Annotated in this window: 31 protein-coding genes; 5 read left to right on the top strand and 26 right to left on the bottom strand. The window is 68.0% G+C overall.

Annotation, left to right across the window (positions count from 1 at the left end; translation table 11 throughout):
* Window positions 1-10: 10 nt before the first annotated feature.
* From holB to mltG, 3 genes are read right to left on the bottom strand one after another with little or no spacing between them, the layout of a single operon-like run.
* On the bottom strand, window positions 11-1060 hold the full coding sequence (gene holB, locus ABFG95_RS26880) for a DNA polymerase III subunit delta' (protein WP_059270159.1): 1050 nt from the start codon (window positions 1058-1060) through the stop codon (window positions 11-13).
* Window positions 1057-1680, bottom strand: a complete 624-nt coding sequence (gene tmk, locus ABFG95_RS26875) for a dTMP kinase (RefSeq protein WP_049074197.1) — start codon at window positions 1678-1680, stop codon at window positions 1057-1059. Before tmk ends, holB begins: the two co-directional genes overlap by 4 nt.
* On the bottom strand, window positions 1677-2822 hold the full coding sequence (gene mltG, locus ABFG95_RS26870) for an endolytic transglycosylase MltG (RefSeq protein ID WP_059270157.1): 1146 nt from the start codon (window positions 2820-2822) through the stop codon (window positions 1677-1679). Before mltG ends, tmk begins: the two co-directional genes overlap by 4 nt.
* Before the next feature lie 157 nt (window positions 2823-2979).
* Here mltG and ABFG95_RS26865 point away from each other — a divergent pair, with 157 nt between their 5' ends.
* Window positions 2980-3978: a folate-binding protein gene (locus tag ABFG95_RS26865; RefSeq protein ID WP_278992101.1), complete on the top strand. Its 999-nt coding sequence runs from the start codon at window positions 2980-2982 to the stop codon at window positions 3976-3978.
* A 62-nt stretch (window positions 3979-4040) separates the two neighbouring features.
* On the opposite strand, the gene ABFG95_RS26860 is transcribed toward ABFG95_RS26865, so the two are convergent.
* The 7 genes from ABFG95_RS26860 to ABFG95_RS26830 form a co-directional block, all read right to left on the bottom strand.
* Complete coding sequence (locus ABFG95_RS26860; RefSeq protein WP_054416184.1) at window positions 4041-4730, bottom strand: VIT1/CCC1 transporter family protein; 690 nt, start codon at window positions 4728-4730, stop codon at window positions 4041-4043.
* Between the two features lie 58 nt (window positions 4731-4788).
* Window positions 4789-5226, bottom strand: a complete 438-nt coding sequence (locus tag ABFG95_RS26855; RefSeq protein ID WP_049074202.1) for a PaaI family thioesterase — start codon at window positions 5224-5226, stop codon at window positions 4789-4791.
* Window position 5227: 1 nt separating this feature from the next.
* Window positions 5228-6118 (bottom strand): 3-hydroxyisobutyrate dehydrogenase, encoded by an 891-nt coding sequence (mmsB, locus tag ABFG95_RS26850; RefSeq protein ID WP_049074205.1) that lies wholly within the window; start codon window positions 6116-6118, stop codon window positions 5228-5230.
* 80 nt (window positions 6119-6198) lie between these two features.
* Window positions 6199-7374, bottom strand: coding sequence for an enoyl-CoA hydratase/isomerase family protein (locus ABFG95_RS26845; RefSeq protein WP_049074207.1), 1176 nt, complete (start codon window positions 7372-7374; stop codon window positions 6199-6201).
* Window positions 7371-8525 carry an acyl-CoA dehydrogenase family protein gene (locus ABFG95_RS26840; RefSeq protein WP_049074213.1) on the bottom strand — a complete coding sequence of 385 codons (1155 nt, stop codon included), beginning with the start codon at window positions 8523-8525 and terminating at the stop codon, window positions 7371-7373. The genes ABFG95_RS26845 and ABFG95_RS26840 overlap by 4 nt, the downstream gene beginning before the upstream one ends.
* Before the next feature lie 207 nt (window positions 8526-8732).
* Window positions 8733-9080 (bottom strand): RnfH family protein, encoded by a 348-nt coding sequence (locus ABFG95_RS26835; protein WP_049074214.1) that lies wholly within the window; start codon window positions 9078-9080, stop codon window positions 8733-8735.
* Window positions 9070-9504 (bottom strand): type II toxin-antitoxin system RatA family toxin, encoded by a 435-nt coding sequence (locus tag ABFG95_RS26830; RefSeq protein ID WP_059270151.1) that lies wholly within the window; start codon window positions 9502-9504, stop codon window positions 9070-9072. The genes ABFG95_RS26835 and ABFG95_RS26830 overlap by 11 nt, the downstream gene beginning before the upstream one ends.
* Before the next feature lie 246 nt (window positions 9505-9750).
* On the opposite strand from ABFG95_RS26830, the gene smpB reads away from it, so the two are divergent.
* On the top strand, window positions 9751-10218 hold the full coding sequence (smpB, locus tag ABFG95_RS26825; RefSeq protein WP_006385177.1) for an SsrA-binding protein SmpB: 468 nt from the start codon (window positions 9751-9753) through the stop codon (window positions 10216-10218).
* Window position 10219: 1 nt separating this feature from the next.
* Here the strand turns inward: smpB and ABFG95_RS26820 are convergent, their stop codons facing one another.
* From ABFG95_RS26820 to ABFG95_RS26810, 3 genes are all read right to left on the bottom strand, one after another.
* A complete protein-coding gene (locus ABFG95_RS26820; protein WP_054416188.1) occupies window positions 10220-11410 on the bottom strand; it encodes a GGDEF domain-containing protein in 1191 nt (396 codons plus the stop codon).
* Between the two features lie 26 nt (window positions 11411-11436).
* Entirely contained in the window at window positions 11437-12363 is a 927-nt protein-coding gene (locus ABFG95_RS26815) for an SPFH domain-containing protein (protein WP_049074219.1), read from the bottom strand.
* 150 nt (window positions 12364-12513) lie between these two features.
* A complete protein-coding gene (locus tag ABFG95_RS26810) occupies window positions 12514-12954 on the bottom strand; it encodes an NfeD family protein (protein WP_006394517.1) in 441 nt (146 codons plus the stop codon).
* Between the two features lie 156 nt (window positions 12955-13110).
* Between ABFG95_RS26810 and ABFG95_RS26805 the strand changes: the two genes are divergently transcribed.
* Complete coding sequence (locus ABFG95_RS26805; protein ID WP_169535749.1) at window positions 13111-13848, top strand: glutamine amidotransferase; 738 nt, start codon at window positions 13111-13113, stop codon at window positions 13846-13848.
* Between the two features lie 111 nt (window positions 13849-13959).
* Complete coding sequence (locus ABFG95_RS26800; protein ID WP_080977580.1) at window positions 13960-14802, top strand: methylated-DNA--[protein]-cysteine S-methyltransferase; 843 nt, start codon at window positions 13960-13962, stop codon at window positions 14800-14802.
* Window positions 14803-14990: 188 nt separating this feature from the next.
* On the opposite strand, the gene ppsA is transcribed toward ABFG95_RS26800, so the two are convergent.
* On the bottom strand, window positions 14991-17354 hold the full coding sequence (gene ppsA, locus ABFG95_RS26795; protein ID WP_054416190.1) for a phosphoenolpyruvate synthase: 2364 nt from the start codon (window positions 17352-17354) through the stop codon (window positions 14991-14993).
* A gap of 192 nt (window positions 17355-17546) precedes the next feature.
* Between ppsA and ABFG95_RS26790 the strand changes: the two genes are divergently transcribed.
* The gene (locus ABFG95_RS26790) at window positions 17547-18374 is read left to right on the top strand and encodes a pyruvate, water dikinase regulatory protein (protein ID WP_175147069.1); all 828 of its coding nucleotides are present in this window, start codon (window positions 17547-17549) and stop codon (window positions 18372-18374) included.
* A 63-nt stretch (window positions 18375-18437) separates the two neighbouring features.
* Here the strand turns inward: ABFG95_RS26790 and ABFG95_RS26785 are convergent, their stop codons facing one another.
* The 12 genes from ABFG95_RS26785 to ABFG95_RS26730 all read right to left on the bottom strand — a co-directional run bounded on the left by ABFG95_RS26785 (window position 18438) and on the right by ABFG95_RS26730 (window position 26587).
* On the bottom strand, window positions 18438-18812 hold the full coding sequence (locus ABFG95_RS26785; protein WP_231891595.1) for a DUF2846 domain-containing protein: 375 nt from the start codon (window positions 18810-18812) through the stop codon (window positions 18438-18440).
* A 126-nt stretch (window positions 18813-18938) separates the two neighbouring features.
* Window positions 18939-19412 (bottom strand): DUF2846 domain-containing protein, encoded by a 474-nt coding sequence (locus ABFG95_RS26780; RefSeq protein WP_238910140.1) that lies wholly within the window; start codon window positions 19410-19412, stop codon window positions 18939-18941.
* Window positions 19413-19432: 20 nt separating this feature from the next.
* Window positions 19433-19900 carry a DUF2846 domain-containing protein gene (locus tag ABFG95_RS26775; protein WP_336764780.1) on the bottom strand — a complete coding sequence of 156 codons (468 nt, stop codon included), beginning with the start codon at window positions 19898-19900 and terminating at the stop codon, window positions 19433-19435.
* Window positions 19897-20427: a hypothetical protein gene (locus tag ABFG95_RS26770; protein ID WP_278992156.1), complete on the bottom strand. Its 531-nt coding sequence runs from the start codon at window positions 20425-20427 to the stop codon at window positions 19897-19899. The genes ABFG95_RS26775 and ABFG95_RS26770 overlap by 4 nt, the downstream gene beginning before the upstream one ends.
* A 7-nt stretch (window positions 20428-20434) precedes the next feature.
* Window positions 20435-20896: a DUF2846 domain-containing protein gene (locus ABFG95_RS26765; RefSeq protein WP_049074237.1), complete on the bottom strand. Its 462-nt coding sequence runs from the start codon at window positions 20894-20896 to the stop codon at window positions 20435-20437.
* A gap of 119 nt (window positions 20897-21015) precedes the next feature.
* Window positions 21016-21804: an RNA methyltransferase gene (locus tag ABFG95_RS26760; protein WP_175204442.1), complete on the bottom strand. Its 789-nt coding sequence runs from the start codon at window positions 21802-21804 to the stop codon at window positions 21016-21018.
* Entirely contained in the window at window positions 21801-22409 is a 609-nt protein-coding gene (rnhB, locus tag ABFG95_RS26755) for a ribonuclease HII (RefSeq protein WP_175147066.1), read from the bottom strand. The genes ABFG95_RS26760 and rnhB overlap by 4 nt, the downstream gene beginning before the upstream one ends.
* Window positions 22396-23592, bottom strand: a complete 1197-nt coding sequence (lpxB, locus tag ABFG95_RS26750) for a lipid-A-disaccharide synthase (protein WP_049074245.1) — start codon at window positions 23590-23592, stop codon at window positions 22396-22398. Before lpxB ends, rnhB begins: the two co-directional genes overlap by 14 nt.
* Window positions 23589-24383 (bottom strand): acyl-ACP--UDP-N-acetylglucosamine O-acyltransferase, encoded by a 795-nt coding sequence (gene lpxA / locus ABFG95_RS26745; protein ID WP_049074247.1) that lies wholly within the window; start codon window positions 24381-24383, stop codon window positions 23589-23591. The genes lpxB and lpxA overlap by 4 nt, the downstream gene beginning before the upstream one ends.
* Complete coding sequence (gene fabZ, locus ABFG95_RS26740) at window positions 24384-24839, bottom strand: 3-hydroxyacyl-ACP dehydratase FabZ (protein ID WP_006385190.1); 456 nt, start codon at window positions 24837-24839, stop codon at window positions 24384-24386.
* A 72-nt stretch (window positions 24840-24911) separates the two neighbouring features.
* Window positions 24912-26012, bottom strand: coding sequence for a UDP-3-O-(3-hydroxymyristoyl)glucosamine N-acyltransferase (gene lpxD, locus ABFG95_RS26735; RefSeq protein WP_063584326.1), 1101 nt, complete (start codon window positions 26010-26012; stop codon window positions 24912-24914).
* Between the two features lie 14 nt (window positions 26013-26026).
* Window positions 26027-26587 carry an OmpH family outer membrane protein gene (locus ABFG95_RS26730; protein WP_054416197.1) on the bottom strand — a complete coding sequence of 187 codons (561 nt, stop codon included), beginning with the start codon at window positions 26585-26587 and terminating at the stop codon, window positions 26027-26029.
* Between the last annotated feature and the right edge of the window lie 19 nt (window positions 26588-26606).

Here is a 26606-nt window from a genome sequence, read left to right as displayed (position 1 = left end):
TCGCGGCGGGTTATGCCTGGCAGGATAGCACCACGCGCTGCAACGTCGCGTGGGCGAAAAGCTTGCCGTTCAGGGGATGCGTGGCCAGCGCGCGCTGACGCGTGAGCCAGCGCGCGGCTTCGGCGGCGCGCGCGGTGTTCATGCGTCCGGCCACCTCGGCCACGGCCGCCGCCAGCGACGGGAAATAACGCACCGGCGCGCCCGCAGCGGCCAGCATCAGGTCGGTGTACAGGCGCTGCAGGGCGTCGATCCACTCAGCGGGCGCGGCCTTTTCCAAGGCCTCGGCCAAGGTGCCCACGTCAGGCGTCTGGCCCTTGGCCAAGGGGCCGACCAACTGCGTCAGCCAGGGCGGGCATGCGGTTTCCGCATGCTGCGCCAGGCGCAGCGCCGCCAGCGGCGCGCCCCCGGCGGCGGCCAGCCATTCGCGCGCGGGCTCCACGTTCTGGTCGCGCAGCCATTGCAGCGCGGTATCGGGGTCCGGCGCCGGCAACGGCAACCGCCGGCAGCGCGACACCAGCGTCGGCAGCAGGCGATCGGGCGCGTCCGCCACCAGCAGGAACACCGTGTGCGGCGGCGGCTCTTCCAGCACCTTGAGCAAGGCGTTGGCCGACACCACATTCAGCGCGTGCGCCGGATACAACAGCGCCACGCGCCAGCCGCCACGATGGGTGGCGGTGTTGAACCAGGATTCCAGCGAACGGATCTGGTCGATGCGGATTTCCTTGGACGGCGCCTTCTTGGCGGCGCCGGCGGCCGGCTCGGCGTCTTCCGGGGACTCGGCGGCGTCGGCGCCCTCCTCGACCGCCACGGCCTCGGGCCGGATGCGGCGCAGATCGGGGTGGTTGCCGCTGGCGAACCAGGCGCAGGCGGCGCAATGCCCGCAGGCCAGGCCGTCCTGCGGCGTCTCGCACAGCAGGCTGGCGGCGGCCGCCACCGCGAAATCGAGCTTGCCGATGCCGGCCAGGCCATGCACCAGCCAGGCATGGGCGAAACGCTCGCGATTGCCGAGCCAGGCCCGCGCCGTTTCCATCTGCCAGGGCAGGAACTGGGGCGCGCTCATGGACGGTCCGCCACCAGCTCGCGCAGCCCGGCTTCGAGCTCCAGCCGGATCTCGGCAATCGCCCGGGTCGAATCGATCACGCGGATGCGGTCGGGTTCGGCCGCGGCGCGGGCCTGGTAGGCCGCGCGGGTACGTTCAAAGAAAGCGGCGCCTTCGCGCTCGAAGCGATCCGGCTCGCGGGCGTCGGCCAGGCGGGCGCGCGCCACTTCCAGCGGCACGTCAAACAGCCAGGTGCGATCGGGCCGGCCCGCCTGCATCCAGGTTTCCAGCGCGGCCACGCGCGCGGCGCCCAGCCCGCGGCCCCCGCCCTGATAGGCATAGGTGGCGTCGGTGTAGCGGTCGCACACCACCCAGGCGCCGCGCGCCAGCGCCGGCTCGATCACCTGGTGCAGGTGCTCGCAGCGGGCCGCGAACATCAACAGTGTTTCGGTATCCAGGCCCATCGGATCGGTCAGCACCAGCGCGCGCAGCTTTTCGCCCAGCGGCGTGCCGCCGGGTTCGCGCGTCGACACCACTTCCAGGCCCTGGCCGCGCAGGAATTCGGCGATCCATTGCGTGTGCGTGCTCTTGCCGGCGCCGTCCACGCCCTCCAGCGTGATGAAGCGTCCGCGTGAGGTCATTGCTCTTGTCCTTGTGCTGGCGCCGGATCGCTGTCCGGCGCGGGGGTGGGTGCCGCCTCCTGGGCCGGTGCGCCGGCGGGGGTGGGCGCGGCGGGCGCGGGCGGCCTGCCGGCCGGCGCCGGGCGGGCCGCCGGGGTCTGGCCCAGGATGTAGCGGGAAACGTTGCGGTTGTGCTCGGACAGGTTTACCGAGAACTCGCTGGTGCCGTTGCCGCGCGACACGAAAAACAGGAACTTGTGCTGCTCGGGCTGCACCGCCGCCAACAGCGCCGCGCGGCCGGCGGCCGCGATCGGCGTGGGCGGCAGGCCCGGGCGCGTGTAGGTGTTCCAGGGCGTGTCGGTCTGCAGGTCGCGCTTGCGGATGCGGCCCTGGTAGGCGTCGCCCATGCCATAGATGACGGTGGGATCGGTCTGCAGCAGCATGCCGATCTTCAGGCGGTTGGCGAACACGCCCGCGACCCGGCGGCGGTCCGGGCCATGACCGGTTTCCTTCTCGATGATGGACGCCAGCACCAGCGCCTCGTAGGGCGTGGACAGCGGCAGGTCGGACTGGCGCTTGGCCCAGGTGTCGTCCAGGATGCGCTGGCCTTCCTGATAGGCGCGGCGCAGCAGGTCAAAGTCGGTGCTGCCCGGCGTGAAGATGTAGGTGTCGGGGAAGAACAGGCCTTCCGGGTGCTTGATGTCCGAGCCCAGGCGTTCCATCAGGGCCTCGTCGCTGATGTCCCCCAGCGTCTGCTTGACGTCGGGATTCTCGCGCAGCGCCTGACGGATCTGGCGGAAGGTCCAGCCCTCCAGGAAGGTGATCTGGCGCTGGGTCATGTCGCCGCGCGCCATGCGCTGCAGCAGCAGCCAGGGCGTGTCGCCGTTGATGGCCTGGTAGCCGCCCGCCTTGATCAGCTTGTCCTGCTCGGACAGGCGCGCCATCCATACGAAGCCCGGCTCCCACACCGGCACGCCGGCCGCATTGAGCGCGCGCGCGACCGTGCGCGGGCTACTGCCCGGGTCCACCACGAAATCGATCCTGTCGGCCGACAGGTGGATAGGCCGGTGCATCCAATGCCAGGCGGCGCCGGCAGCCGCGGCGGCGGCCAGCACGATGAGCAGGAATGACCACAAGACGTAAAAACGGAGTCGCTTCTTCATAAGTCCGGGAAGTTTAATGGATCGCGCGAACCTGGCGGGGCAAAACGAGGGCCGGAGCGCGCCGCGCGCCCCTTTGCCCCGCGCGGGCATGGGCCTGCCAGGAGGAGAACACAGCTATCATCAAGCCTTTGATGATCAGTCACGGGCCCACGCAGCCATGCATGCTTTCTTTTCTTCGATCCCGGCGCGCGCCGAAGGTTGCGCGCAATGCGCTCCCCTGGATGATTTCGCCGTTTTCAGCGCCAGCGGCGCCGACGCGCTGACCTTCCTGCACGGCCAGCTGACGCAGGACGTCACCGGCCTGCCCGCCGACGCCGCCCGCCTGGCCGGCTACTGCACCGCCAAGGGCCGCCTGCTGGCCACGCTGGTGATGTGGCGCGGCGCCGATCCGGCCGAAGACGCGCCGCGCCTGTACGGCCTGGTGCGCCAGGACCTGGCCGCGGCCCTGATCAAGCGTCTGTCCATGTTCGTGCTGCGCGCCAAGGTCAAGCTGGCCGCCGCCTCCCTCCATGTGACCGGCGTGCAGGCCGCGCCGGCGCAACTGGCCGCGCTGGAAGCCGGCGCCGGCGCGCTGCCGCGCACGCCGTGGCAACGCGCCGAACTGCCCTCCGGCACCTGGATCGCCGCGCCCTCGGCCGACGCCACGTTGCGCTGGTGGTGGGTCGCTTCCGACGCCCAGCTGGAGGCCGCGGCGCCGCTGGCGCCCGTGCTCGGCCAGGTCCCGCCCGCCCAGTGGCACGCCGCCGACCTGGCCGCCGGCATTCCCTGGATCACCACGGCCACCCAGGACGTCTTCATTCCGCAAACGGTCAACCTGGACCTGATCCAGGGTGTCAGCTTCACCAAGGGCTGTTATCCGGGCCAGGAAGTGGTGGCGCGCAGCCACTACCGCGGCACGGTCAAGCGCCGCATGGCCTTTGGCACCATTGCCGGCGCCGACCTCTCCACTGAAAGCCTGGCGGGCCAGGACGTATTCGACGCCACCCAGCCGGGCGAGCCCATCGGCCGCATCGTCGATGCTTCGCGCGCGCACGACACCGTGTCGGTGCTGTTCGAAACCACCCTGGCCGCCCTGCCGGAAGGCGATCTGCGGCTGGCCTCGGCGGACGGCCCGCGCATCGCGGCCGCCCCGCTGCCGTACTCCCTCACCCCCTGACGCACGCCGCCCGGTTGCCGGCCCGCGGACCCGATCCGCGCGGCCGTCGCCGCCAGCGCCCCTCAGACAACGGCGCCGAACATGGCGCCCACGCCCGCCGTCACCGCCATCGCCAGCGCGCCCAGCACGGTCACCCGCAATGCCGCCGGCCCCTTGGGCGCGCCCCCGGCGCCTGCCGCCAGGGCCCCCAGACAGGCCAGACAGGCGACTGACGCCACGATCACCCAGCTGATCAGATGCGGCAGCGGCGCAACCGCGGCAACGGCCAGCGGCAAAGCCGCGCCGCCGGCGAACGAGGCCGCCGACGCCACCGCCGCCTGCACCGGACGGGCACGATTGTGCAGGGAAATGCCCAACTCATCGCGCGCATGGGCGTCGAGCGCGTCATGGCGCGTCAATTGCCGCGCCACCTGCTCGGCCAGGTCGCGCGACAGGCCGCGCTCGACATAGATCTCGATGAGTTCTTCCAGCTCTTCGCCAGAATTGCGCTTGAGCGAACGCTGCTCCATGCGCAGGTCGGCGGCCTCGATATCGGATTGCGACCGCACCGAGACGTATTCACCCGCCGCCATCGACAGCGCCCCGGCCACCAGGCCGGCCAGGCCCGAGGTCAGCACCGCCTCGTGCGAGGCCTGGGCCGCGGCGACGCCGGTGATGAGGCTGGCGGTCGAGACGATGCCGTCGTTGGCGCCCAGCACGGCCGCGCGCAGCCAGTTGCTGCGGAATATCCGGTGATGTTCTTTGGAAGGCATTGCCGTGGACCCGTTCAAGGCGCGACAAGGCTGGCGGCGGACGGCCGCCGCCAGCGGCTCAACGCGGCGTCACGCGCACCGCGGTGAGCAAGCCTATCACGCAAAGCGTGGCCTGTTCGCCCTCGTAGGCATGCACTTCGACCTGGCAGATCGACAGGCGCTTGCCCGGCTTGACCACGCGGCCGCTGGCCACGTAGCGCTCGCCCTTGGCGGGCGCCAGGAAGTTCATCTTGAACTCCGAGGTCAGCACGTCCTCGCCAGGCTGGAACAGGCTGAAGGCGGCATAGCCGCCGGCCGAATCGGCGATGGTGGTGGAGATGCCGGCGTGCAGGAAGCCGTTCTGCTGGCACAGGTCGGCGCGGTACGGCAGCGCGATGTCCACCCTGCCCGGCTCGACCACGTCCAGGCTGGCGCCGAGCAGCCGCATGATGCTCTGCCGCTCGAAGCTCGCCTGGACCCGCCCGGCCGGATCGACGCAAGTCGCGGGCGCGGCCATGTCAGTCCTGGTCGCGCTTGACCAGATTGACGATGCTGGAGAAGTCCAGCCGGCCCGAACCGCCCGCGCTGTGCAACGAGTACAGGTTGCGCGCCAGCTCGCCCAGCGGGATCGAGGCGCGCGCCGACAGCGCCGCCTCGGCCGCCAGGCCCAGGTCCTTGAGCATCAGGTCGACGCCGAAGCCGCCGGCGTAGCCCTTGGAGGCCGGGGCGTGTTCCATCACGCCGGGCCACGGGTTGTACAGCTCGGTGGCCCAGTTGCGGCCCGAGCTCTTGGCGATGATGTCCGACAGCACCTTGGGATCGAGGCCGTTGGCCACGCCCAGCGCCAGCGCCTCGGAGGTGCCGGCCATGAGGATGCCGAGCAGCATGTTGTTGCAGATCTTGGCGACCTGGCCGGCGCCCGCGGGCCCGGCGTGGAAGATGTTCTTGCCCATCTTTTCCAGCACCGGACGGGCGCGCTCCAGCGCGGCGGTCTGGCCGCCGACGATGAAGGTCAGCGTGCCCGCGGCCGCGCCGCCGGTGCCGCCCGAGACCGGCGCGTCGATCATGGCGATGCCGCGCACCTCGGCGGCCTGCGCCACCTTGCGGGCCGAGTCCGGCGCGATGGTGCTGCACTCGATCACGAGCGCGCTGGACGGGATCTTGCCCAGCAGGTCCTGGTCCAGGTACAGGCCTTCGACGTGCTTGCTGGCCGGCAGCATCGAGATCACCACCTCGGCGCCCTTGACCGCTTCGGCGGCCGAGGCCGCCGCCTTGGCGCCCGCATCGGTCAGCACCTTGACCGCCGCCGGCACCAGGTCGAACACCGTCAGGCTGTGACCGGCCTTGACCAGATTCAATGCCATGGGCGAGCCCATGTTGCCCAAACCGATAAACGCGATACTGCTCATGATGTCCTGTCTCCTGTTGCTATTGCTGTAGGTATGAAATCAGTGTTGCGACGCGATGCCGGCCCGCTCCGCGGCGGACGTCAGCGGCCTTCCTTGCCCAGGTCGTCCAGCGGATGCGGCTGGCCCTCGGGCCAGGGCTCGTCGAAGAACTTCTGCACCCAGGCCTCGGTGGCCATGTCCAGCACCGCGGGGTTCCAGCGCGGCGTCTTGTCCTTGTCGATCAGCAGCGCGCGGATGCCTTCGGCGAAATCGCCATGCGCGGTGCAATGCAGCGCGGCGATGTACTCCGCGCGGAACACATCGTCCAGCGACCGCAGCCGCATGCGCTGTTGCAGCGCGAACGACAGCCGCAGCGAGCCGGGCGAACCGGCCAACATGGTGGCGGCGGCGCGCGCCAGCCACGGGTCGGCATGGTCCTTCAATCCGGCCAGTTCCTCGTAGATCTCGTCCAGGCGGTTGCCGCTGCACAGGCTGTTGATCATGAACGAGTGCTGGCGCAGGTGACCGCCCTCCAGCGGCGTCTGCGGCTCGAGCGCCGTCAGCGCCCGGCGCAACAGGCCGTCGTTGATCGAGCGCGGCGGAATCGCATCCTCCGCGCCGCCGGCGGCCTGGCCGGCCCAGGGCTGCTCCTCCAGCGAAGCCAGCAGCTTGGGCCAGTCTTCGTGGTTCAGGCGGAAATCCGCCAGGCCGGCGAAGAACGCGTCGGCGGTATTGATCTGGGCGCCGGTCAGCGCCAGGAACACCCCGATGCGGCCCGGCATGCGGTTCAGCAGCCAGCTGCCGCCCACATCCGGGAACAGGCCGATGGACACTTCCGGCATCGCCAGGCGCGAGGTCTCGCTGACCACGCGATGGCTGGCGCCCATCATCAGGCCGATGCCGCCGCCCATGACGATGCCGTGGCCCCAGCACAGCACCGGCTTGGGGTAGCTGTGGATGCGGTAGTCCAGGCGGTATTCATGCTCGAAAAAACGGCGTGCGTAGGCATTGCCCCAGGCGCCCTTGCCGGCGTTCTCGGTCATGCTGCGGTACAGGCCGTGCAAGTCGCCGCCGGCGCAGAAGGCCTTCTCGCCCGCGCCCTGAAGCACCACCAGCGCCACCGCCGGATCGCGCGCCCAGGCGTCCAGGCGCTCGGCCAGCAGGTCGACCATCTCCAGCGACAGCCCGTTCAGGGTCTGCGGCGAATTCAGCGTCGCGATCCCGAAGCGCATTCCATTGGCGGCGGCCCTTTCTTCGAACAGCACCGGTGCATTCATCTTATGTCGGCTCCTTTTTCCAACAATTGGCGGGCGATGATCACGCGCATGATCTCGTTTGTCCCCTCCAGAATCTGATGTACGCGAGTATCGCGCACCAGACGCTCCAAGGGATAGTCCCGCAAGTAGCCATAGCCGCCGTGGATCTGCTGGGCGTCCAGGCAGATCTGGAAGCCCATGTCGGTGGCAAAGCGCTTGGCCATCGCGCAGTAGGTGGCGGCGTCGGGCGCGCCGGCGTCCAGCTTGCAGGCCGCCAGCCGCACCATCTGACGCGCCGCCACCAGGTGGGTGGCCATGTCCGCCAGCTTGAATTGCAGCGCCTGGAATTCCGCCAGGCGGCGGTTGAACTGGCGCCGCTCGTCCATGTAGCGGCGGGCCGCGTCCAGCGCGCCCTGGGCCGCGCCCACCGAGCAGGTGCCGATGTTGATGCGGCCGCCGTCCAGGCCCTTCATGGCGATCTTGAAGCCCTCGCCCTCCTCGCCCAGCAGGTTGCCGGCGGGCACACGCACGTTCTCGAACACAATCGGACGGGTGGACTGGCTGTTCCAGCCCATCTTCTCTTCCTTGCGGCCGTAGCTGATGCCCTCGCTGTCGGCGGGCACGGCAAAGGCGCTGATGCCGCCCGCGCCCTCGCCGCCGCTGCGCGCCATCACCACCAGCAGGTCGGTGTCGCCACCGCCCGAGATGAAGGCCTTGGCGCCATTGAGCACATAGTGGTCGCCCTGGCGCTGCGCCCGGGTCGACAGCGAGGCGGCGTCGGAGCCGGCGCCCGGTTCGGTCAGGCAGTACGAGGCCAGCTTCTGGCCGCTGGCCAGCAGCGGCCCCCAGGCCTCGCGCAGGGCCGGCTGGCCCCACTTGCCGACCATCCAGGTGGCCATGTTGTGGATCGTCAGGAACGCGGTGGTCGACGGATCGACGGCGGCCATTTCCTCGAACACCAGGGTGGCGTCCAGGCGTGGCAGCCCCAGGCCGCCGATATCCTCGCTGGCATAGATGGCGCAGAAGCCCATCTCGCCGGCGCGCGCGAACGCCTCCTTGGGAAAGATGCCCTCGGCATCCCACCGCGCCGCATGGGGCGCCAGTTCGCCCTCGGCATAGTCGCGCGCGGCCTGCGCGAACGCGCGCTGCTCGTCGGTCAGTTCCAAGTCCACAGCCTGTCTCCTGATGTCATCGGTATTGTCTGTTGGCGTTGCTGCCGTCTCGTGAACGCCAGCCAGGCCATTTTGACATGACGTTGACGTAAACGTAAGGGTACGGCGCCGTCAATGTTACGCCGGAAGACGCGACGCGATTTGTCCCGATGACGACAATGTGAGGGCTGGCCGCGCTGCCCGGGCAGCGCGCCCCGCGGCAAGCCGCTAGAGCAGCCCGGCCGGGCGCACCCGCCCGTTGCGGGCGGTCTTGGCGCGCCGATGCTCGGCGCGGCGGCGGCGCGACTCCTTGGGATCGAAACTCAGGCCCCGGTAGATCTCGACGCGATCGCCGTCGCGCAGCGGCGTATCCGCCTCCACCGCGCGTCCGAACACGCCCACGCCCCGCTCCCAGGGCTGGACCACCGGGAAAGCCTGGGCAAAGCCGCTGGCGTGCAGGGCGTCGGCCACGGTCGCGCCCGCCGGCAGCCGCAGCTCGCGCAACCAGACCTGGGCCGACAAGGCATAGCAGACCGACACGGCGATCCGCCCGTCCGCGGGCGCCTCATTCCCCATACTTGGCCTGCGCGCGCTTGGTGAAGGAATCGATGAAGCTGGTGGCGATGCGGTTGAACACCGGCCCCACCACCATTTCCAGCGCCCGGTTGGAAAACGCGTATTCCATGGTGAACAGCACCTTGCAGGCGTCCTCGGCCAACGGCTGGAACTCCCAGTGCCCCACCAGGCTGGAGAACGGACCATCGACCAGTTCCAGGTCGATGCGGTCGGGATAGACATGCCGGTTGCGCGTGGTGAAGCGCTGCTTCATGCCCGCGAAACTGATCAGGATTGAAGCCTGCATGCCGTGCTCGTCGCGGCTCTGGACCTCCGCGCCGCCGCACCACGGCATGAATTCGGGGTACTTCTCCACGTCGGCCACCAGGTCGAACATCTGGGCGGCGCTGTAGGGCACCAGGACGGATCGCTGTACTTTGTGCATCGACTATCGCAAATGGCTAGAATGATAGGATTTTACCGGCACCGCGCCACCCGGGGCGCAAACATGGCCGCGGCGGGTCCGCGGCAGCCGGGTATCCGGGCGAACGCCCCCCGGACTGCCCGCCCATCGCCTGCCGCAGAGCAAACCCAAGAACAGATCCCGCCACGGAACGGATCCGCATGCCGGTCCGGGAACGGCGGCCCCGGAACGGATCAGAGAACAGATGGGCATTTTGGCCCCCACAAGATGAGCATTATCGACAATCGCAAGGCCACGCACGATTATTTCATCGAGGACCGCTACGAGGCCGGCCTGGTCCTCCAGGGCTGGGAAGTCAAGGCGATCCGCGATGGCCGCGTGCAGCTCAAGGAAAGCTACGTCATCGTGCGCGACGGCGAGCTGTTCCTGCTCGGCATGCACGTCAGCCCCCTGCCGACGGCCTCCACCCACATTCACCCCGACGCCATGCGCACGCGCAAGCTGCTGCTCAAGGCCGAGGAGATCAGCAAGCTGATCGGCAAGGTCGAACAGCGCGGCTATACGCTGGTGCCGCTCAACCTGCACTACAAGAACGGCCGCATCAAGCTCGACTTCGCGCTGGGCCGCGGCAAGAAACTCTTCGACAAGCGCGACACCGCGCGCGAGAAGGACTGGCAGCGCGAAAAAGAGCGCATCATGAAGCACGACACGCGGGCGTCGCGCAAAGACAGTTGAATCAGGCGGCCGCCGGCAGCGGCACGCGCTCGGCCGGCTGCATGCCCGGCCCCAGCACCCGGTTGCGGCCGCCCTGCTTGGCCGCGTACAGCATGCGGTCGGCGCGCTCAAAAAAGGCCTGCAGGTTCTCGCCCGGCAGCCACTCCGCCACCCCGGCGCTGAACGTATAGGCAATCACGCTGCCGCCATGGGCGCAGGGCGTGCGCTGCACCGAGTCGAGCAAGCGCTGCGCCACGTCCATCACGGCGTCGCTGCGCAAATCGGCGAACAGCACGCTGAATTCCTCGCCCCCCACCCGGCCGACATGGTCGCCGGTTCGCAACGTGGCCGTGGCCAGCAGGCCGAAATGGCGCAGCACCGCGTCGCCGGCGGCATGGCCGTGCGTATCGTTGATCCGCTTGAAGTGGTCGATATCCAGCAGCATCAGGGACAATGGCCGCCGCGTGCGCAGCGCCTGGGCGCAAAAGCGCTCCGCCTGCAGCCACCATGCCTTGCGCGACATCAACCCTGTCAGGAAATCGGTGCTGGCCTCGTGCTCGCGATCGGCCAGCATGCGGTCGTGGATGATCATGATCGTGCCCAGCGTCAGGCAGGGCATCGCCAGCACGCCCAGCGTCATGAACACAATGTTCCAGTTGGTCGGTTGCAGCAGGAAATCGGCCCGGGCCACGCCGGACGCGAACAGCACCGACCGCAGCGCGCAGGTCAGGCCGGATATCATCGCCACCGACCAGACGAAGTAATAGCTGTAGCGCGAACGGTTGGCGGGCAGTCCCCGCCGCACCGCCGCCGCCACCGCGAACATGAAGCCCATCTGCAGCGTCGACATGGCCACGATGCGGGGCGCCACCTGGTTGTCCAGGTAGGTATATCCCGCCAGCACCAGCCAGGCCGCGCCGCAGGCCAGCCCCATCAGGTGGCGCGGCACCCGCTGCCCCAGCAGGCGTCGGATACCGGTGTAGTAGGCGCACAGCGCCAGCCCGATCAGCACATTGGGCAGCACGATCGACAGCCAGCGCGGCGCCTCGGTGGCCTGTAGCCCGAACAGAAAAAACGCCAACAGCGTGAGCAGGTTGGCGCGTATGGTTTCGCGGATCCCGGCCATGCCGCTGCGCGCCAGGGATCCCAGCACACACAGCGATAGCACTCCCGTCAGTACTGCGATCGACAGCAAATGGACGGGAGCGATCATGGGCAATGCGCCAGGCGGCGCGCGGTTCAGCTGTTGCGGGTGGATTTGACGATGGTCATGGCCGAGGCGATCATGCCGCCCACGTCCGCCAGGTTGGCCGGCAGGATCAGCGTGTTGCCTTCCTTGGCCACGTTGCCGAAGGCCTCGACGTAGCGCTCGGCCACCTTCAGGTTGACCGCTTCCATGCCGCCGGGCTGGCGCACGGCGTCGGCCACCTGCGTGATGGCCTTGGCGGTGGCTTCGGCGATCGCCAGCACCGCCGCGGCCTCGCCCTGCGCCTGGTTGATCTGGGCCTGCTTCTCGCCTTCCGAACGGGCGATGGCCGCTTCGCGTTCGCCGGTGGCGATGTTGATCTGCTCCTGGCGGCGGCCTTCCGAGGCCGCGATCAGCGCGCGCTTCTCGCGCTCGGCGGTGATCTGCGCCTGCATCGAGCGCAGGATCTCGTTGGGCGGGGTCAGGTCCTTGATCTCATAGCGCAGCACCTTCACGCCCCAGTTCAGCGCCGCCTCGTCCAGCGACGACACGATGGTGCTGTTGATGGCGTCGCGTTCCTCGAAGGTGCGGTCCAGTTCCATCTTGCCGATCACCGAGCGCAGCGTGGTCTGCGCCAGCTGCGTGATGGCCGAGATGTAATTGGACGAACCGTACGACGCGCGCATCGGGTCGGTCACCTGGAAGTACAGCACGCCGTCCACCTGCAGTTGGGTGTTGTCGCGCGTGATGCAGACCTGGCTCGGCACGTCCAGCGGGATTTCCTTGAGCGAATGCTTGTACGACACGCGCTCGATGAACGGGATCACGAAGCCGGCGCCCGGCGACAGTACGCGGTCGAACTTGCCCAGCCGCTCGACCACCCAGGCGTGCTGCTGGGGGACGATGGCGATCGCCTTGATGACGATCAGGATCGCCAGTGCGACGATAACAAGCAGGACGATAGTGGAAGTGTCCATCATGGTGTAGTGCCTCTTCTGGGGTGAATGCGGTGACGCGCCTGTCCGCGATAGCCAGGGCGCCTGCTGCGGCCGGCCCGTCTGCGCGGGTCCGGGTCCTGCCTTGGAACGGGCCGGCGCGCAAAGGCAAGGAGCCCTCCACGCCGCCACGCCCTAGCGCGTGGCGCCGGTCGCGTCCCCCTTCGGAGTCAGGACCAGGCGCGTGCCGCGCATTTCGGTGATGATGTGTTCGCCGCCGTGGGCCGGCTGCCCCTCGGCCAGTTCCGCCTGCCAGTGCGCGCCGCGGTACCAGACGCGCGCGGTACCGTCCTGGCTCCAGGCTTCCACCTTGACAGTCTGGCCGATGTCCAGGTTGACGTCGGCGTTGCGCGAGGCGTCGACCTCGCGCTTTTTCAGGACGCGCGTCTTGCGCAGCACCAGCAGGCCCAGCAGCAGCACGACGCCACACGCCACCAGTTGCCATTCCAGGCCCGCCAGCAGCCAGGCGGCAACGCCCCCCGCGGCCAGTCCCAGCGCCACCAATAGCAGGTAGAAGGTTCCTGTCGCCAGTTCGCCGATAAGCGCCAGCGCGGCCAGCCCTAACCAAATCCACATAGTTACGTTTGCCTGAAAGGATGAGTCGGTCAGCGGATTGTACGTATTTCCATGACGCCGCGGTGACGCCCCCGCCCACCTCGGACAATCGCCTGGATTATGATGTGCGCTGGCTGCCGTCCCCGGCCGCTGGCATTTACCACGCATACACCCCCAATGACCGCTGCAATCTCCCCCGCCCGTCCCGTCCTCATCCTGCACACGGGCGACCCGGACGATACGCTCAAGAGCCAGTTCGGCGGCTATGCCGAACAGTTGGCGCGGGCCTCCGGCCTGGCGCCCGACGCCCTCGAAGTGGTCGCCGTCCACGCCGGCGAACGGCCGCGCGCGCCGGACCAGTACCGCGCCGCCCTGATCACCGGCTCGCCGGCCATGGTCACCGACCTGGAGCCCTGGAGCGAAGCCACCGCCGCCTGGCTGCGCGAGGCCGCCGCGGCCGGCCTGCCGATGTTCGGCATCTGCTACGGCCACCAGCTCCTGGCGCACGCCCTGGGCGGCAAGGTGGGCTACAACCCCGCCGGCCGCGAGGTCGGCACCCAGACGGTCGAACTGCTGCCCGCCGCCGCCGGCGACAAACTGCTGGCCGGCCTGCCGCCCACCTTCCCGGCCCAGATGCTGCATGCGCAGACCGTGCTGCAGTTGCCGCCCGGCGCCGCCGTGCTGGCGCGTTCCGACCTGGACCCGCACCAGATGATCCGCATCGGCCGCAACATCTTCTCGACCCAGTTCCACCCCGAATTCGGCCCCGATTTCGTGCGCGCCCACCTCGAACGCTTCGGCCGCCGCTACGCCGCCGAAAACCTCGACGTGCCCGGCCTGTCCGCCAACGTGCGCGCCACGCCGGTGTCGGGCGAACTGGTGCGCCGCTTCCTGGACGCCTACGCGCCCGCCTGAGGCCCCGGCCAGGGGCACAGGCCGCTCCCGGCAACAACCGGAGTGCGGCGCGGGCAGGCCTTTGAGAACATGGTCGAAAGCGCGCAAACCGGCGCGCCCCTGGAGCCCGACATGACCCACGCCGCCCCCTTGAGCAAACAGCACGCCGCCGCTGTCGAACGCGCCTGCCGGGCGCTGGAGGCCGAGCAGCCACCCGACCTGAACACCCTGGCCGAACAGGCCGGCATGAGCCGCTTCCATTTCCACCGCATCTTCAAGGCGGCCACCGGCATCACGCCCAAGGCCTACGCCAACGCGCTGCGCGCCGACCGCGCCCGCCAGCAGCTGCGCCAGAGCGCCAGCGTCACCGACGCCATGTACGGCGCCGGCTTCAACTCCAGCGGCCGCTTCTACGAGGCGGCGCCGGCCATCCTCGGCATGACGCCCACCGCCTTCCGCAAGGACGGCGAAGGCGTCGAGATCCGCTTCGCCGTGGGCCAGTGCGCGCTGGGCGCCCTGCTGGTGGCGGCCAGCGACACCGGCATCTGCGAAATCGCGCTGCACGAAGACCCCGAACAACTGGTGCGCAACCTGCAGGACCGCTTCAAGGCCGCCCGGCTGATCGGCGCCGACCGCGAATTCGAGCAATGGATGGCGGCGGTGGTCGGTTTCGTCGAAAACCCCTCGGTGGGCCTGCACCTGCCGCTGGACGTGCGCGGCACCGCCTTCCAGCGCCGCGTCTGGGAGGCGCTGCGCGAGATCCCGGTGGGCACCACCGTCACCTACACCGACATCGCCGAACGCATCGGCTCGCCGCGTTCGGTGCGCGCGGTGGCGCGGGCCTGCGCCACCAACAACATCGCGCTGGCGATTCCCTGCCACCGCGTGGTGCGCACCGACGGCTCGCTGGCCGGCTACCGCTGGGGCATCGAGCGCAAGCGCGAACTGATCGAGCGCGAGGCCAAGGCGGCCTGATTCCAAGGCGCGCCCCCACGCGGCGCGGTCGGCCGCGGCGCCCTCCTCTTCCAACGCCGCGCGCGCCAGGCGCAAGCCTCGCACGCGTCACCGCCGTGCCCCAGGCGACGTTTTCACCTTGGGACGGCCCGATGGCAAAAAAAACCCGCGCCATCCCTGGCGCGGGTTTTTTGCATGCGGACCGGCGATTACTTCGCCAGGCGCTGCCAGGTGTCGACCACCGTGTCCGGGTTCAGCGACATCGACAGGATGCCTTCGTCCTTGAGCCACTGCGCGAAGTCCGGATGATCGCTGGGGCCCTGGCCGCAGATGCCGACGTACTTGTTGGCGGCCAGGCAAGCCTTGATCGCGCGGCGCAGCATGAACTTGACGGCGTCGTCGCGTTCGTCGAAATCGGCCGCCAGCAGTTCCATACCGGAATCGCGGTCCAGGCCCAGGGTCAGCTGGGTCATGTCGTTCGAACCGATCGAGAAGCCGTCGAAGTACTGCAGGAACTCGTCGGCCAGGATGGCGTTGGACGGCACTTCGCACATCATGATCAGCTTCAGGCCGTTCTCGCCGCGCGCCAGGCCGTGCTTGGCGAGCAGGTTGACCACCTTTTCCGCCTGGCCCAGGGTGCGCACGAACGGCACCATGATCTCGACGTTGGTCAGGCCCATGTCATCGCGCACCTTCTTGAGCGCTTCGCATTCCATGCGGAAGCACTCGGCGAAGTCGTCGGCGATGTAGCGCGAGGCGCCGCGGAAGCCCAGCATCGGGTTCTCTTCCTCGGGCTCGTAGCGCGAACCGCCGACCAGCTTGCGGTACTCGTTGGACTTGAAGTCCGACATGCGCACGATCACGGGCTTCGGGTAGAAGGCCGCCGCGATGGTGGCCACGCCTTCGGCCATCTTCTCGACGAAGAAGGCGCGCGGGCTGGCATGGCCGCGGGCGGCCGATTCCACGGCCTTCTTCAGCTCGCCGTCGACGTTCGGGTAGTCCAGCACCGCCTTCGGGTGGATGCCGATGTTGTTGTTGATGATGAATTCCAGGCGCGCCAAACCGACGCCGCCGTTGGGGATCTGGGCGAAGTCGAACGCCAGCTGGGGATTGCCCACGTTCATCATGATCTTCAGGTCGATGGCGGGCATCTCGCCGCGGCGCACTTCCTCGACCTCGGTCTCGATCAGGCCGTCATAGATGCGGCCTTCGTCTCCCTCGGCGCACGACACGGTCACGGCCTGGCCTTCCTTGAGCAGGTCGGTGGCGTTGCCGCAGCCCACCACGGCCGGAATGCCGAGTTCGCGCGCGATGATGGCCGCGTGGCAGGTACGACCGCCGCGGTTGGTCACGATCGCCGAGGCGCGCTTCATGACGGGCTCCCAGTTGGGATCGGTCATGTCGGTGACCAGCACGTCGCCGGGCTGGACCTTGTCCATGTCGGAGATGTCGCCGACCACGCGCACCGGGCCCGAACCGATCTTCTGGCCAATGGCGCGGCCGGTGATCAGGACCTGGCCGGTGGCCTTCAGGCGATAGCGCTGCTGCACGTCGTTGGCGCCCTGCTGCGACTTCACCGTTTCCGGGCGCGCCTGCAGGATGTAGATCTTGCCGTCGACGCCGTCGCGGCCCCACTCGATGTCCATCGGGCGGCCATAGTGCTTCTCGATGATGACGGCGTAGCGGGCCAGCTCGATGACCTCGTCGTCGGTCAGCGAGTAGCGGTTGCGCTCGGACACCGGCACGTCGACCGTGCGCACGGCGCGGCCTTCCGGACGCTCGGGGTCGAACTCCATCTTGATCAGCTTGGAACCGATGCGGCGGCCGACGATGGGGAAATGGCCCTGGGCCAGCGTGGGCTTGAAGACGTAGAACTCGTCGGGGTTGACGGCGCCCTGCACCACGGTTTCGCCCAGGCCGTACGACGAGGTGATGAACACCACGTCCTGGAAGCCCGATTCGGTGTCGATGGTGAACATCACGCCGGCGCTGCCCTTGTCCGAACGCACCATGCGCTGGATGCCGGCCGACAGGGCCACATCGGCGTGGGCATAGCCCTTGTGCACGCGGTAGGAGATGGCGCGGTCGTTGTAGAGCGAGGCGAACACGTGGCGGATCTTGTCCAGCACGTCGTCGATGCCGACCACGTTCAGGAAGGTTTCCTGCTGGCCGGCGAACGAAGCGTCGGGCAGGTCTTCGGCGGTGGCGGACGAGCGCACGGCGAACGAGCCCTTGCCATCGGCGTCGAGCTTGGCGAAGGCGTCGCGGATCTGCGCTTCGAATTCGGCCGAGAACGGCGCTTCGACGATCCATTGACGGATCTGCGCGCCGGCGTTGGCCAGCTCGCGCACGTCTTCGGGGTTCAGCGTGGTCAGGCGTTCGGCGATGCGCTTGTCCAGGCCCGAGGCCTTGAGAAAGTCGCGGAAGGCGTCAGCGGTCGTGGCAAAGCCGCCCGGCACGCGGACACCCGCGCCAGACAGCTGGCTGATCATTTCGCCTAGTGATGCGTTCTTGCCTCCTACCGAGTCCACGTCCGTCATGCGGAGCTGCTCGAACAAAACAACGTACGACATTGAAGTCACCTTTTACAATGGAATGAAAGCGAGTTTGGTCAATGCAGATTCGACGCCGGCTTATCGCCTGGTTTTCGCCGATCCGCCTGCGCTGACCAAACTGGCCTTGGACCGCCCTTGGGGTGACTTATAGGGGCCTGATTGTACTCGGAGGAGCACATCCGGCCATCCGCCTGGTTGGAATTTTTACATATGACATCTACCCCGATCGTACGCACGGTATACATCGTTTCCGACAGTACCGGTATCACCGCGGAAACCTTCAGCCAGTCGGTGCTTTCCCAGTTCGAAGAAGTCGATTTCAAGCCGGTGCGGCTGCCGTTTGTCGACACGCTGGAAAAAGCCGCCGAAGTGGCCATGCGCATCGACCGCAGCGCCCAGGAAGCCGGCGTGCCGCCGATCGTCTTCAGCACCCTGGTCAACCCCGACATCCTGGCCCGTGTTCGCCAGGCGAACGGAATTTTCCTGGACCTGTTCGGCACCTTCGTCAGCCACATCGAGCAGGCGCTGGGGCTCAAATCCAGCCATTCCATCGGCCGCTCGCACATGCAGGCCAATTCGGAAAAGTACCGCAACCGGATCGACGCCATCAACTTCAGCCTGGCGCACGACGACGGCCAGTTCGTCAACCAGCTGGACCAGGCCGACGTCATCCTGGTGGGCGTCTCGCGCTGCGGCAAGACCCCGACCAGCCTGTACCTGGCCATGCAATACGCCATCAAGGCCGCCAACTTCCCCCTGACGCCTGACGATTTCGAGCGCGGCACCCTGCCCTCGACCATCGCGCCGCACCGCGCCAAGCTGTTCGGCCTGTCGATCCAGCCCGAGCGCCTGTCCGAGGTGCGCAACGAGCGTCGCCCCAACAGCCGCTACGCGCAGCTGGAACAGTGCCGCTACGAGGTGGCCGAGGCCGAGCGCATGATGCGTCGCGAGGGCATTTCGTGGCTGTCCACCACCACCAAGTCGATCGAGGAAATCTCGACCACGGTGCTGCAGGAAGTCGGCCTGGACCGCGGCTGAAAACGCCAAGGGCGCGCCACCGGCGCGCCCTTGTCTGGCGGCAAACGGGCCGCCCCGCGGCGGTCAGCGACGCAGCTTGACCCGCTCGCGCGAACCGGCGCCCCAGTACTTCAGCGGCGCCATCTCCTGCTGCGCCAGCGTTTCCGAGTCTTCCATGCGCATGACCTGGGTGCCAACGCTGGACGAATTGCCGCCGACGCCCTCGATGCTCAGGCGCACGTAGCGCGTCTGTCCCGGCGCCAGGTCGAAGGTCACGAATTCATTCTCGCGCATCGTGTCGACGCGATAGGTACCGGGCGGACGATTGATGAAGAAGAAGCTGCCGGGCTTGGAACGTCCAACCTTGGTGCCGTTGACCCGCAGGTAAGGCTGGCTCGACAACACGCTGCCCGGCGCCGGCGGCTGGTAGAAATAAATCCGGCCGGTATCCGGCACCATGACGGGAATGTTCGCCGCCACGTCCCGGTAACGCGCGCCACCGCATCCCGCCAATACCCCCACCGCGATTGCGGCGGCGGCCAACATCCTGATCCCGCGCTTCATATCCTTCCTTGTTGTGTGTGTTTATAGGCCTGGCACCTGCTCGGGCGAAGCCGCCCCCCAGTAACGCAGCTTGCGCATTTCGAACTCGGCCGTCTCCGGCGGATCAATCAACGTCAACCCGGCCCCACCCGTCGCCGTCTTGCCATCATTGGATGCGACATCAACCCGCACATAGCGGGTCTGCCCGGCGTCCAACATGAAGCTCACGCCACTGTCGGTCCAATATCGGCTGGTCACCACATAGCTGCCGGCGGGCCGATCGACGAAAAAGAATCCGCCCTGCTTGTTGCGGCCCACTACGACGCCGTTGACGCGCAGCTTCTGCTGTCGCGTTGTCACCAGGTTAGGGTGAAGCTGATAGAAATAGATGCGCCCCTTACCCTCTGGAATGGGAGGAATTCGCGCGCCAGCAGTCTCATAGCGCGTTCCGGCGCACCCCGCTAACGCCACAGCCATCACCGCCACGGCGGCCGACAATATGGTCCTGCGATTCATCGTCATACCTCGAGTTGGAGTCACAGCCCCGGCACCTGCTCGGACGACGCCGCGCCCCAATAGCGCAGCCGGTTCATTTCCCGTTCGGCCATCTCGGGCGGATCGACCAGCTCCATCATCAGCTTGCCCGAGGCGCTCGTGCTGCCGAGCGACTCGGCCATGATGCGCACGTAGCGCGTCTGCCCGGCATCCAACATGAAGCTCACTCCATCGCCGGTCCAATACAGGTTGGTCACCGTGTAGCTGCCCGCCGGCCGGTCTACGAAGAAGAAAGCTCCCGGCTTGTTGCGGCCCACCACCACCTCGTTGACGCGCAGCTTCTGCTGCGCCGACGACATCATTTCGGGCTGTGGCTGATAGAAATAAATGCGACCCTTGTCCTGCGGGATCGGTGGGATCCGCGAGGCGGCCTTTTCGTATTTGGCGCCGGCGCAGCCAACCAGGGCCATCGCCGCCAACATCGCGGCGGCCAGTTTCACCGGACTCATTGGCGCATCTCCACCGGCAGGGTCACGGGCCGCGACAGTGCGATATAAGACCCCTCGCCGGGCAGGTAGAAACCCACCAGCTTGCCCGACGAGGCCACCGGATAGGCCTCGTTCTGCCGACGCGTCTGGATCGTGAACAGGCGTCCCTGCGCGCGATAGACATCACCCTGCAATATGGCGCCGACTCGCTGCCACTGCGATCCCGAGGGCAGCGTTGCCGCTCCCTCATTGGGCAGCGTCGCGATCACCGCCCGCGACAGCTGGATCGTATTGACCGGCTCCGATGCCGCGACCGGCACCAGTGACACGCGCTCCGACCTCACGGCCATGCAGCCGCCCAGCACGAGCGCACATGCGCCCACGACAAGCCACGCACGGACCACGTGGCCCACTTTCCCGCCCCTGACCTGAGATGACGCCATGAGTTCCTCGAATGGCAAAAGCGTCGAGTATATATAAACGCGACATAACTTTACAAAACTTAGCCGCCCGAACGCCTTGCCGAGGGCGGCAATAGCGACGAGCACGCCTGCGTCAGTAGCGCAGCTTCTCGCGGTCGCGCCAGCCCGCTCCCCAATAACGCAGCCCGGTCAGGTCCTGTTGCGCCGTCTCGGCCGATTCCTCCAACCGCAGCACCTGGGCGCCGGCGACGATGTCCGTGCGCACATAGCGGGTCTGGCCGGCTTCCAACGGCACCGGCAGCGCCGGCCTGGCCGATCGCTTGTAGTGGGCGGTGGCCAGCGTATGCGCGCCGGCCGGCCGGTCGACGAAGAAGAAGCGTCCCGGCTTGGAGCGGCCGACCTTGCGGCCGTCGATCAGGATCGCCGGCTCGGCGGCGTTGGCGCCGTCGGCCTGGGCCAGTTGGTAGATGTAGATACGGCCATTGCCGGCCTCGATCGGCGGAATCTGGGAGGCGATCTCGCCATGACGCGGCCCGGCGCAGCCCGCCAGCAACAACGCGGCGGCCGACATCACAAGCATCCTTCCGATCTTCATGCGCACTCCTGGGGCGGTCGAGGCCGGACGCCGACAGCGGCATCCCGATCCTGAATATCGCGAGAGTATATGCGGGGACGGGCCCCATTAGCGGAGCCGCACGGAAAGATGGGACGGTGTCAGCGCGCGCCGGCCGCCAGCGCCTGGCGGCGCTGTTCGAACAGGCAGATGGCGGCGGCCGCGCCCACGTTGAGCGATTCGACCGCGGCAATGTCATGGGGAATGCGCAGCTTGAGCCGCGCCGCCGCCAGCAGATCGGCCGCCACGCCCTGCCCTTCGTGGCCGAAGACCCAGGCGCAGCGATCGGGCAGGCGCCCCGCGTAAAGGTCCTCGGCCCCTTCCAGGGCGGTCGCCACCAGCGGCACGCGCAGGATCGGCAGCAGCGCCTGCAAGTCCACGTGCTCGTGAATCGCCAGCGCGAAGTGCGCCCCCTGGCCGCTACGCAACACCTTGGACGACCAGGCCGCGGCGGTGCCGGTGGCCAGGAACACGCGCTTGACCCCAGCCGCGGCGCAGGTGCGCAGCAAGGTGCCGACATTGCCCGGATCCTGGATGCGATCGAACAGCACGCAATTCTCGTCCACCGCCTCGGGCGGCGATGGCTGCGGCGGCGTCACCACGAAGGCGACGCCCTGCCCGCTTTCGACGCTGGCCAAGGCTTGCATCAGGCGCGCGTCCAGCGCCAGGCAACGGGCATCCGGCACCGCCTCCGCCAGCGCCGCGATATCGGGCTGCGACAGCCGTTCGACGTCGAAGATGGCCTGATCCGGCGCGCCGTGATGCTGCAGCCAGGCCTGGCACAGATGCACGCCGTCCAGCAGCACGGGCGCGCCACGCTTGCCAGCGGTGCCCGCCAGCTTGACGAGCGCCTTGACCGCGGGGTTGTCGCGGGAACTGATGTGCTTCATGAGACCAGGCCGAAGGCCTTGATGGGCGCGAAACTGCGGCGATGCTCGGCGCAGGGGCCGTGTTCGCGCAGCATCTGCAGGTGCAGCGCGGTGCCGTAGCCCTTGTGCTGATCGAACGCATACTGCGGGTACAGCGCGTGCAGGCGCAGCAGATCGGCGTCGCGCGCGGTCTTGGCCAGGATCGACGCGGCGGAGATGGCCGGCACCAGGGCGTCGCCCTTGATCACCGTCTGCACCGTGCAGCCCAGCTTGGGGGCCTGGTTCCCGTCCACCAGCGCCAGTTGGGGCGCCAGCGCCAGGCCTTCGACGGCGCGGCGCATCGCCAGCAAGGTGGCGCGCAGGATGTTCAGGCTGTCGATCTCGGCCACGCTGGCGCTGGCCACGCACCAGGCCAGCGCGCGTGCCTGGATCTCCAGGGCCAACGCCTCGCGGGTCGCCGCCTTGAGCACCTTGGAGTCGGCCAGGCCGTCGATGGGACGCGCCGGGTCCAGGATCACGGCGGCCGCGTACACGGCGCCCGCCAGCGGGCCGCGGCCGGCCTCGTCGACGCCGGCGGTCACCAGCGCCGGCTGCGCCGGCGCGGCAAACAGGTCAGGCTGCTCCACCGGCCACCTCCAGGATCGCCTGGGCGGCGAGCGCCGGCGTGTCGCGCAGCAGTTCCTGGTGCAAGGCCGTGAAGCGCGCCTCGATGCGCGCCGCCAGGGCCTCGTCGGTCAACGCGGTCCAGGTGGCCTCTGCCAGCTTCTCCGGCGTGGCGTCGTCCTGCAGCAGTTCGGGCACCGCGAAGTCGCGCAGCAGCACGTTGGGCAGTCCCACCCACGGCAGGTAGGGCCGCTCCTGGCCGGACTTCCAGGCCATGATGCGGCGCATCAGCGGCGACAGCACGTAGGAAATCACCATGGGCCGCTTGTACAGCGCCGTTTCCAGAGTGGCGGTGCCACTGGCCACCAGCACCGCGGTACTGGCCTCCATCACCGACCACGCCACCGGGGCCTGGCGATCGCCATCCGCCCCGTGCAGATCCTGGGCGGTGACGCAGCGCAGCCCCGGCACCGGGTATTTGGCCAGGATCGCCTGGAATTCGGCGCGGCGCTGATCGTTGACCATCGGCACCACGCATTGCAGCGCCGGATCGCGCTTCTGCAGCATCTGCGCGGCTTGCAGGAAGCGCGGCGCCAGCAGGCGGATCTCGGACGAACGGCTACCCGGCAGGATCGCCAACACGCGCGCATCCGGGTCGATGCCCAGCCGCGCGCGCGCGGCGGCGCGATCGGGCTGCATCGGCACGGCGCCAGCCAGCGGATGACCGACATAGGTGACCGGGATGCCTTCCTTGCGGTAGATCTCTTCCTCGAACGGGAACAGCACCAGCATGTGCGAGACCGACTCGCGGATCTTGTGAATGCGGTCGTAGCGCCAGGCCCAGATCGACGGGCCGACGAAATGCACCGTGGGCGTGCCGGCCTGGCGCAACTGGTGCTCCAGGCGCAGGTTGAAATCGGGCGCATCGATGCCGACGAACACCGACGGCGGCTCGGCCAGCCAGCGGCGCGACACGTCGCGATAGGTCCGCAGCAGGCTCGGCAGGCGCTTGAGCGCATCCACATACCCGAACACCGTCAGCGCATGCATCGGATGCCAGGTATCGAAATCGCGCGCCTGCATCTGCGGACCGCCAATGCCTTCGCAACGCACACCCGGCGCGCGCTCCTGCAAACCGGCAATGATGCGGCCGGCCAGCAGGTCGCCCGAAGGCTCGCCGGCCACCATGCCGATCCGCATGCTCATGGACGGATGATGCCGCGCGAAGCGACGTCGAGGAAATCCAGCAGCGTCTGCAGGTGCTCGGCGACTTCGGGCTCGGCCTGCTGGCGGGCCCGCAGTTCGGCGCGCGCGTCGTCCAGCGACAGGCCGCGGCGGTAGATGATCTTGTAGGCGTCACGCAGCGCCGACACCTGGGCCGGCGTGAAACCGCGGCGCTTCAGGCCTTCGACGTTGACGCCGACCGGCCGGCAGGGGTTGCCCGCGGCCAGCACGAACGGCGGCGTGTCCTGCATCAGCGAGCTGTTGCCGCCCGTCATGCTGTGGGCGCCGATGCGCGAGAACTGGTGCACGCCGGTCAAGCCGCCGACGATGGCCCAGTCGCCCACGTGGACGTGACCGCCCAACTGCACGGAATTGGCCAGGATGGTGTTGTTGCCCACGTGGCAATCGTGCGCCACGTGCACATAGGCCATGATCCAGTTGTCATCGCCCAGCGTGGTGGCGCCGCCGTCCTGCACCGTGCCAGTGTTCAGCGTGACGAACTCGCGCACCGTGTTGCGGTCGCCGATGACCAGCCGGGTGCGCTCGCCCTTGTACTTCTTGTCCTGCGGCATGCCGCCGATCGAGCAATACCGGTAGAACCGGTTGTCGCGCCCGATGGTGGTCACGCCATCGACCATGCAATACGGGCCGAGCTCGGTGCCGGCGCCGATCGTCACATCGGGTCCCACGACACAGAACGCGCCGATGACCACGCTAGGGTCGATTTTCGCCGCCGGATCGACGACGGCGGTAGGATGGATGTTTCCTGCCATTTACTCTTCCAGGCTACGGATCGCGCACATGAGCTTGGCCGACGCCACTTCCTGCCCATCCACCGTGGCGCGCGCCTGATATTTACAGATGCTGCGGCTCAGGCGCTCGGCTTCGACCTCGATGCGCAACTGGTCGCCCGGCACCACCGGACGGCGGAAACGCGCGCCGTCGATGCCCACCAGGTAGTAAGCCGTCTTGGCGCCTTCGCACTTCAGGCCGCCGTTCTCGTCGGTGAACGAGAACAGGGCCGAAGCCTGGGCCATGGCTTCCACGATCAGCACGCCAGGCATCACCGGATGGTGGGGAAAGTGGCCATTGAAAAACGGTTCATTGATCGAGACGTTCTTGATGGCGACGATGGACTTGCCGGGCACCATTTCGACGACGCGATCAATCAGCAGCATCGGGTAACGATGCGGCAGCCTCTCCATGATCCCCTTGATGTCGAGTTCCATTTTTCTGTGAATTCCTGCGAAATGAAATAAATCTTGCGGCGCCGGACGCGCCCAGGGCGGCGTGGCTGCGCCCTAGTCTTTTTCCAGCGTCCGCACGCGGCGGCGCAATTGCGCCAACTGTTGTATCACGGCGGCGTTGCGCTGCCATTCACCATGATCCGCATACGGGTACACCCCGGTATAGCGGCCAGGCTTGGAAATATTGGACGTCACCGCGGTGCCGCCCGAAATGTGCACGTCGTCCGCCAGGGTCAGGTGTCCCGAGAGCATGGCGGCGCCGCCAATGGTGCAGCGTTCGCCGATGGTGGTCGAACCCGCCACGCCCACGCACGCCGCGATGGCGGTGTATGCGCCGATGCGGCAGTTGTGGGCCACCATGATCTGGTTGTCCAGCTTGACGCCGTTGCCCACCACGGTATCTTCGAGCGCGCCGCGGTCGATGGTCGTGTTGGCGCCGATTTCGACGTCGTCGCCCACCGTCACCCCGCCCAGTTGCGGAATCTTGCCCCAGGCGCCCTGCCCCAACGACGGGTCCGGCGCGAAACCGAAGCCGTCGGCGCCGAGCACCGCGCCGCTGTGGATGATGGCGCGTGCCCCGACCTTCACGCCTTCGTACAGCGTGACATGGGCATGCAGGCGGCTGCCGGGGCCCACCGAGGAGCCGGCGCCGATGACGCAACCTGCGCCCAGCACGCTGCCGCGGCCGATGCGCGCGCCCGACTCGATCACGCAATTCGGACCAATGCGCACGTCTTCCTCGATGTGCGCGTCAGGCGCGACCACCGCGGAGGGATGCGTGGCGGCCGGCAGGGCCGGACGCCGGGCGGCGTCGAACCACTGGGCCACCCGTGCGTACAGCAGGTAGGGATGCTTGCAGGCGACCAGCGTGAATCGCGGCCGGTCGGCGCCAGCGGCTTCCAGCGCCTCGGCCACCTCGGTCGAGACGATCACCGCCCCCGCCTGGGTGGCGGCGAGCTGGCTCTGGTACTTCGGATTGGCCAGGAAACTGATTTCCTGGCCGCCGGCCGAGGCCAGGGTGCCGATGCCACGGACCCGCAGGGGCTCCGCGGCGCCTGCGGGCGCGCTGATGCGCCAGCCCATGCCCTGCGTATCGGCCGCGCTCAGCAGCGCTTCCAGCGTCGGGGCGCGGGCTAGATCCAGTAGAACCGGCATACGGCGACTGCGACTTACTTGCCCAGGCTCTGGATCACCTTGTCGGTGATGTCGATGCGCGGGTTGACCGTCACGGCGTCCTGGATGATCAGGTCGTAGTTTTCCTGTTCAGCGATGCGCTTGATGGCCTCGTTGGCCTTCGTCACGATGCTGGAGAACTCTTCGTTGCGGCGACGGTTGAAGTCTTCCTGGAATTCGCGGCGCTTGCGCTGCAGGTCGGTGTCCAGGTTGGACAGTTCGCGCTGGCGCTTGACGCGGTCGGATTCCGACAGCACGGGCGCGTCCTTGTCGAACTTTTCGGCTTGCGAACGCAGGCTGGAGTTCAGGCGCTGCAGCTCGTCGTCGCGCTTCTTGAATTCGGCTTCGATCTTGCTTTGCGCCGTCTTGGCCGGACCGGACTCACGCAGGATCCGCTCGGTGTTGACGAAGCCGATCTTGGTGTTTTGAGCCTGAGCGGGCACCGCCGCGACGGAACCGAGAATGAGCGCACCCACCAGGGCAATAGAGCCGCCCAGCTTGCCACGGCGGTTGGCACGCGGCGTATTCGATGATTTAAGTGCGAAGTCAGACATCATGAAAATCTCACCTTCCAGT

The organism is Achromobacter sp. HNDS-1 (genome assembly GCF_040084795.1).
GTDB lineage: Bacteria > Pseudomonadota > Gammaproteobacteria > Burkholderiales > Burkholderiaceae_B > Achromobacter > Achromobacter ruhlandii.
Note: the sequence above shows the minus strand (reverse complement) of the source record. Positions and strands in the feature narration are given on the sequence as shown.

What these genes read in the sequence shown, in the direction of transcription:
- ABFG95_RS26815 (WP_049074219.1), bottom strand. Translation starts at nt 12,363, where the DNA reads ATGATGGACACTTCCACTATCGTCCTGCTTGTTATCGTCGCACTGGCG.
- ABFG95_RS26835 (WP_049074214.1), bottom strand. Translation starts at nt 9,080, where the DNA reads ATGGGGAATGAGGCGCCCGCGGACGGGCGGATCGCCGTGTCGGTCTGC.
- ABFG95_RS26845 (WP_049074207.1), bottom strand. Translation starts at nt 7,374, where the DNA reads ATGAATGCACCGGTGCTGTTCGAAGAAAGGGCCGCCGCCAATGGAATG.
- ABFG95_RS26780 (WP_238910140.1), bottom strand. Translation starts at nt 19,412, where the DNA reads ATGAATCGCAGGACCATATTGTCGGCCGCCGTGGCGGTGATGGCTGTG.
- holB (WP_059270159.1), bottom strand. Translation starts at nt 1,060, where the DNA reads ATGAGCGCGCCCCAGTTCCTGCCCTGGCAGATGGAAACGGCGCGGGCC.
- ABFG95_RS26785 (WP_231891595.1), bottom strand. Translation starts at nt 18,812, where the DNA reads ATGGTGCCGGATACCGGCCGGATTTATTTCTACCAGCCGCCGGCGCCG.
- ABFG95_RS26775 (WP_336764780.1), bottom strand. Translation starts at nt 19,900, where the DNA reads ATGAGTCCGGTGAAACTGGCCGCCGCGATGTTGGCGGCGATGGCCCTG.
- ppsA (WP_054416190.1), bottom strand. Translation starts at nt 17,354, where the DNA reads ATGTCGTACGTTGTTTTGTTCGAGCAGCTCCGCATGACGGACGTGGAC.
- ABFG95_RS26805 (WP_169535749.1), top strand. Translation starts at nt 13,111, where the DNA reads ATGACCGCTGCAATCTCCCCCGCCCGTCCCGTCCTCATCCTGCACACG.
- ABFG95_RS26855 (WP_049074202.1), bottom strand. Translation starts at nt 5,226, where the DNA reads ATGGCCGCGCCCGCGACTTGCGTCGATCCGGCCGGGCGGGTCCAGGCG.
- tmk (WP_049074197.1), bottom strand. Translation starts at nt 1,680, where the DNA reads ATGACCTCACGCGGACGCTTCATCACGCTGGAGGGCGTGGACGGCGCC.
- lpxA (WP_049074247.1), bottom strand. Translation starts at nt 24,383, where the DNA reads ATGGCAGGAAACATCCATCCTACCGCCGTCGTCGATCCGGCGGCGAAA.
- ABFG95_RS26765 (WP_049074237.1), bottom strand. Translation starts at nt 20,896, where the DNA reads ATGAAGATCGGAAGGATGCTTGTGATGTCGGCCGCCGCGTTGTTGCTG.
- ABFG95_RS26810 (WP_006394517.1), bottom strand. Translation starts at nt 12,954, where the DNA reads ATGTGGATTTGGTTAGGGCTGGCCGCGCTGGCGCTTATCGGCGAACTG.
- ABFG95_RS26860 (WP_054416184.1), bottom strand. Translation starts at nt 4,730, where the DNA reads ATGCCTTCCAAAGAACATCACCGGATATTCCGCAGCAACTGGCTGCGC.
- ABFG95_RS26790 (WP_175147069.1), top strand. Translation starts at nt 17,547, where the DNA reads ATGACATCTACCCCGATCGTACGCACGGTATACATCGTTTCCGACAGT.
- ABFG95_RS26800 (WP_080977580.1), top strand. Translation starts at nt 13,960, where the DNA reads ATGACCCACGCCGCCCCCTTGAGCAAACAGCACGCCGCCGCTGTCGAA.
- lpxD (WP_063584326.1), bottom strand. Translation starts at nt 26,012, where the DNA reads ATGCCGGTTCTACTGGATCTAGCCCGCGCCCCGACGCTGGAAGCGCTG.
- ABFG95_RS26820 (WP_054416188.1), bottom strand. Translation starts at nt 11,410, where the DNA reads ATGATCGCTCCCGTCCATTTGCTGTCGATCGCAGTACTGACGGGAGTG.
- lpxB (WP_049074245.1), bottom strand. Translation starts at nt 23,592, where the DNA reads ATGAGCATGCGGATCGGCATGGTGGCCGGCGAGCCTTCGGGCGACCTG.
- mmsB (WP_049074205.1), bottom strand. Translation starts at nt 6,118, where the DNA reads ATGAGCAGTATCGCGTTTATCGGTTTGGGCAACATGGGCTCGCCCATG.
- ABFG95_RS26730 (WP_054416197.1), bottom strand. Translation starts at nt 26,587, where the DNA reads ATGATGTCTGACTTCGCACTTAAATCATCGAATACGCCGCGTGCCAAC.
- ABFG95_RS26865 (WP_278992101.1), top strand. Translation starts at nt 2,980, where the DNA reads ATGCATGCTTTCTTTTCTTCGATCCCGGCGCGCGCCGAAGGTTGCGCG.
- mltG (WP_059270157.1), bottom strand. Translation starts at nt 2,822, where the DNA reads ATGAAGAAGCGACTCCGTTTTTACGTCTTGTGGTCATTCCTGCTCATC.
- ABFG95_RS26760 (WP_175204442.1), bottom strand. Translation starts at nt 21,804, where the DNA reads ATGAAGCACATCAGTTCCCGCGACAACCCCGCGGTCAAGGCGCTCGTC.
- smpB (WP_006385177.1), top strand. Translation starts at nt 9,751, where the DNA reads ATGAGCATTATCGACAATCGCAAGGCCACGCACGATTATTTCATCGAG.
- fabZ (WP_006385190.1), bottom strand. Translation starts at nt 24,839, where the DNA reads ATGGAACTCGACATCAAGGGGATCATGGAGAGGCTGCCGCATCGTTAC.
- ABFG95_RS26830 (WP_059270151.1), bottom strand. Translation starts at nt 9,504, where the DNA reads ATGCACAAAGTACAGCGATCCGTCCTGGTGCCCTACAGCGCCGCCCAG.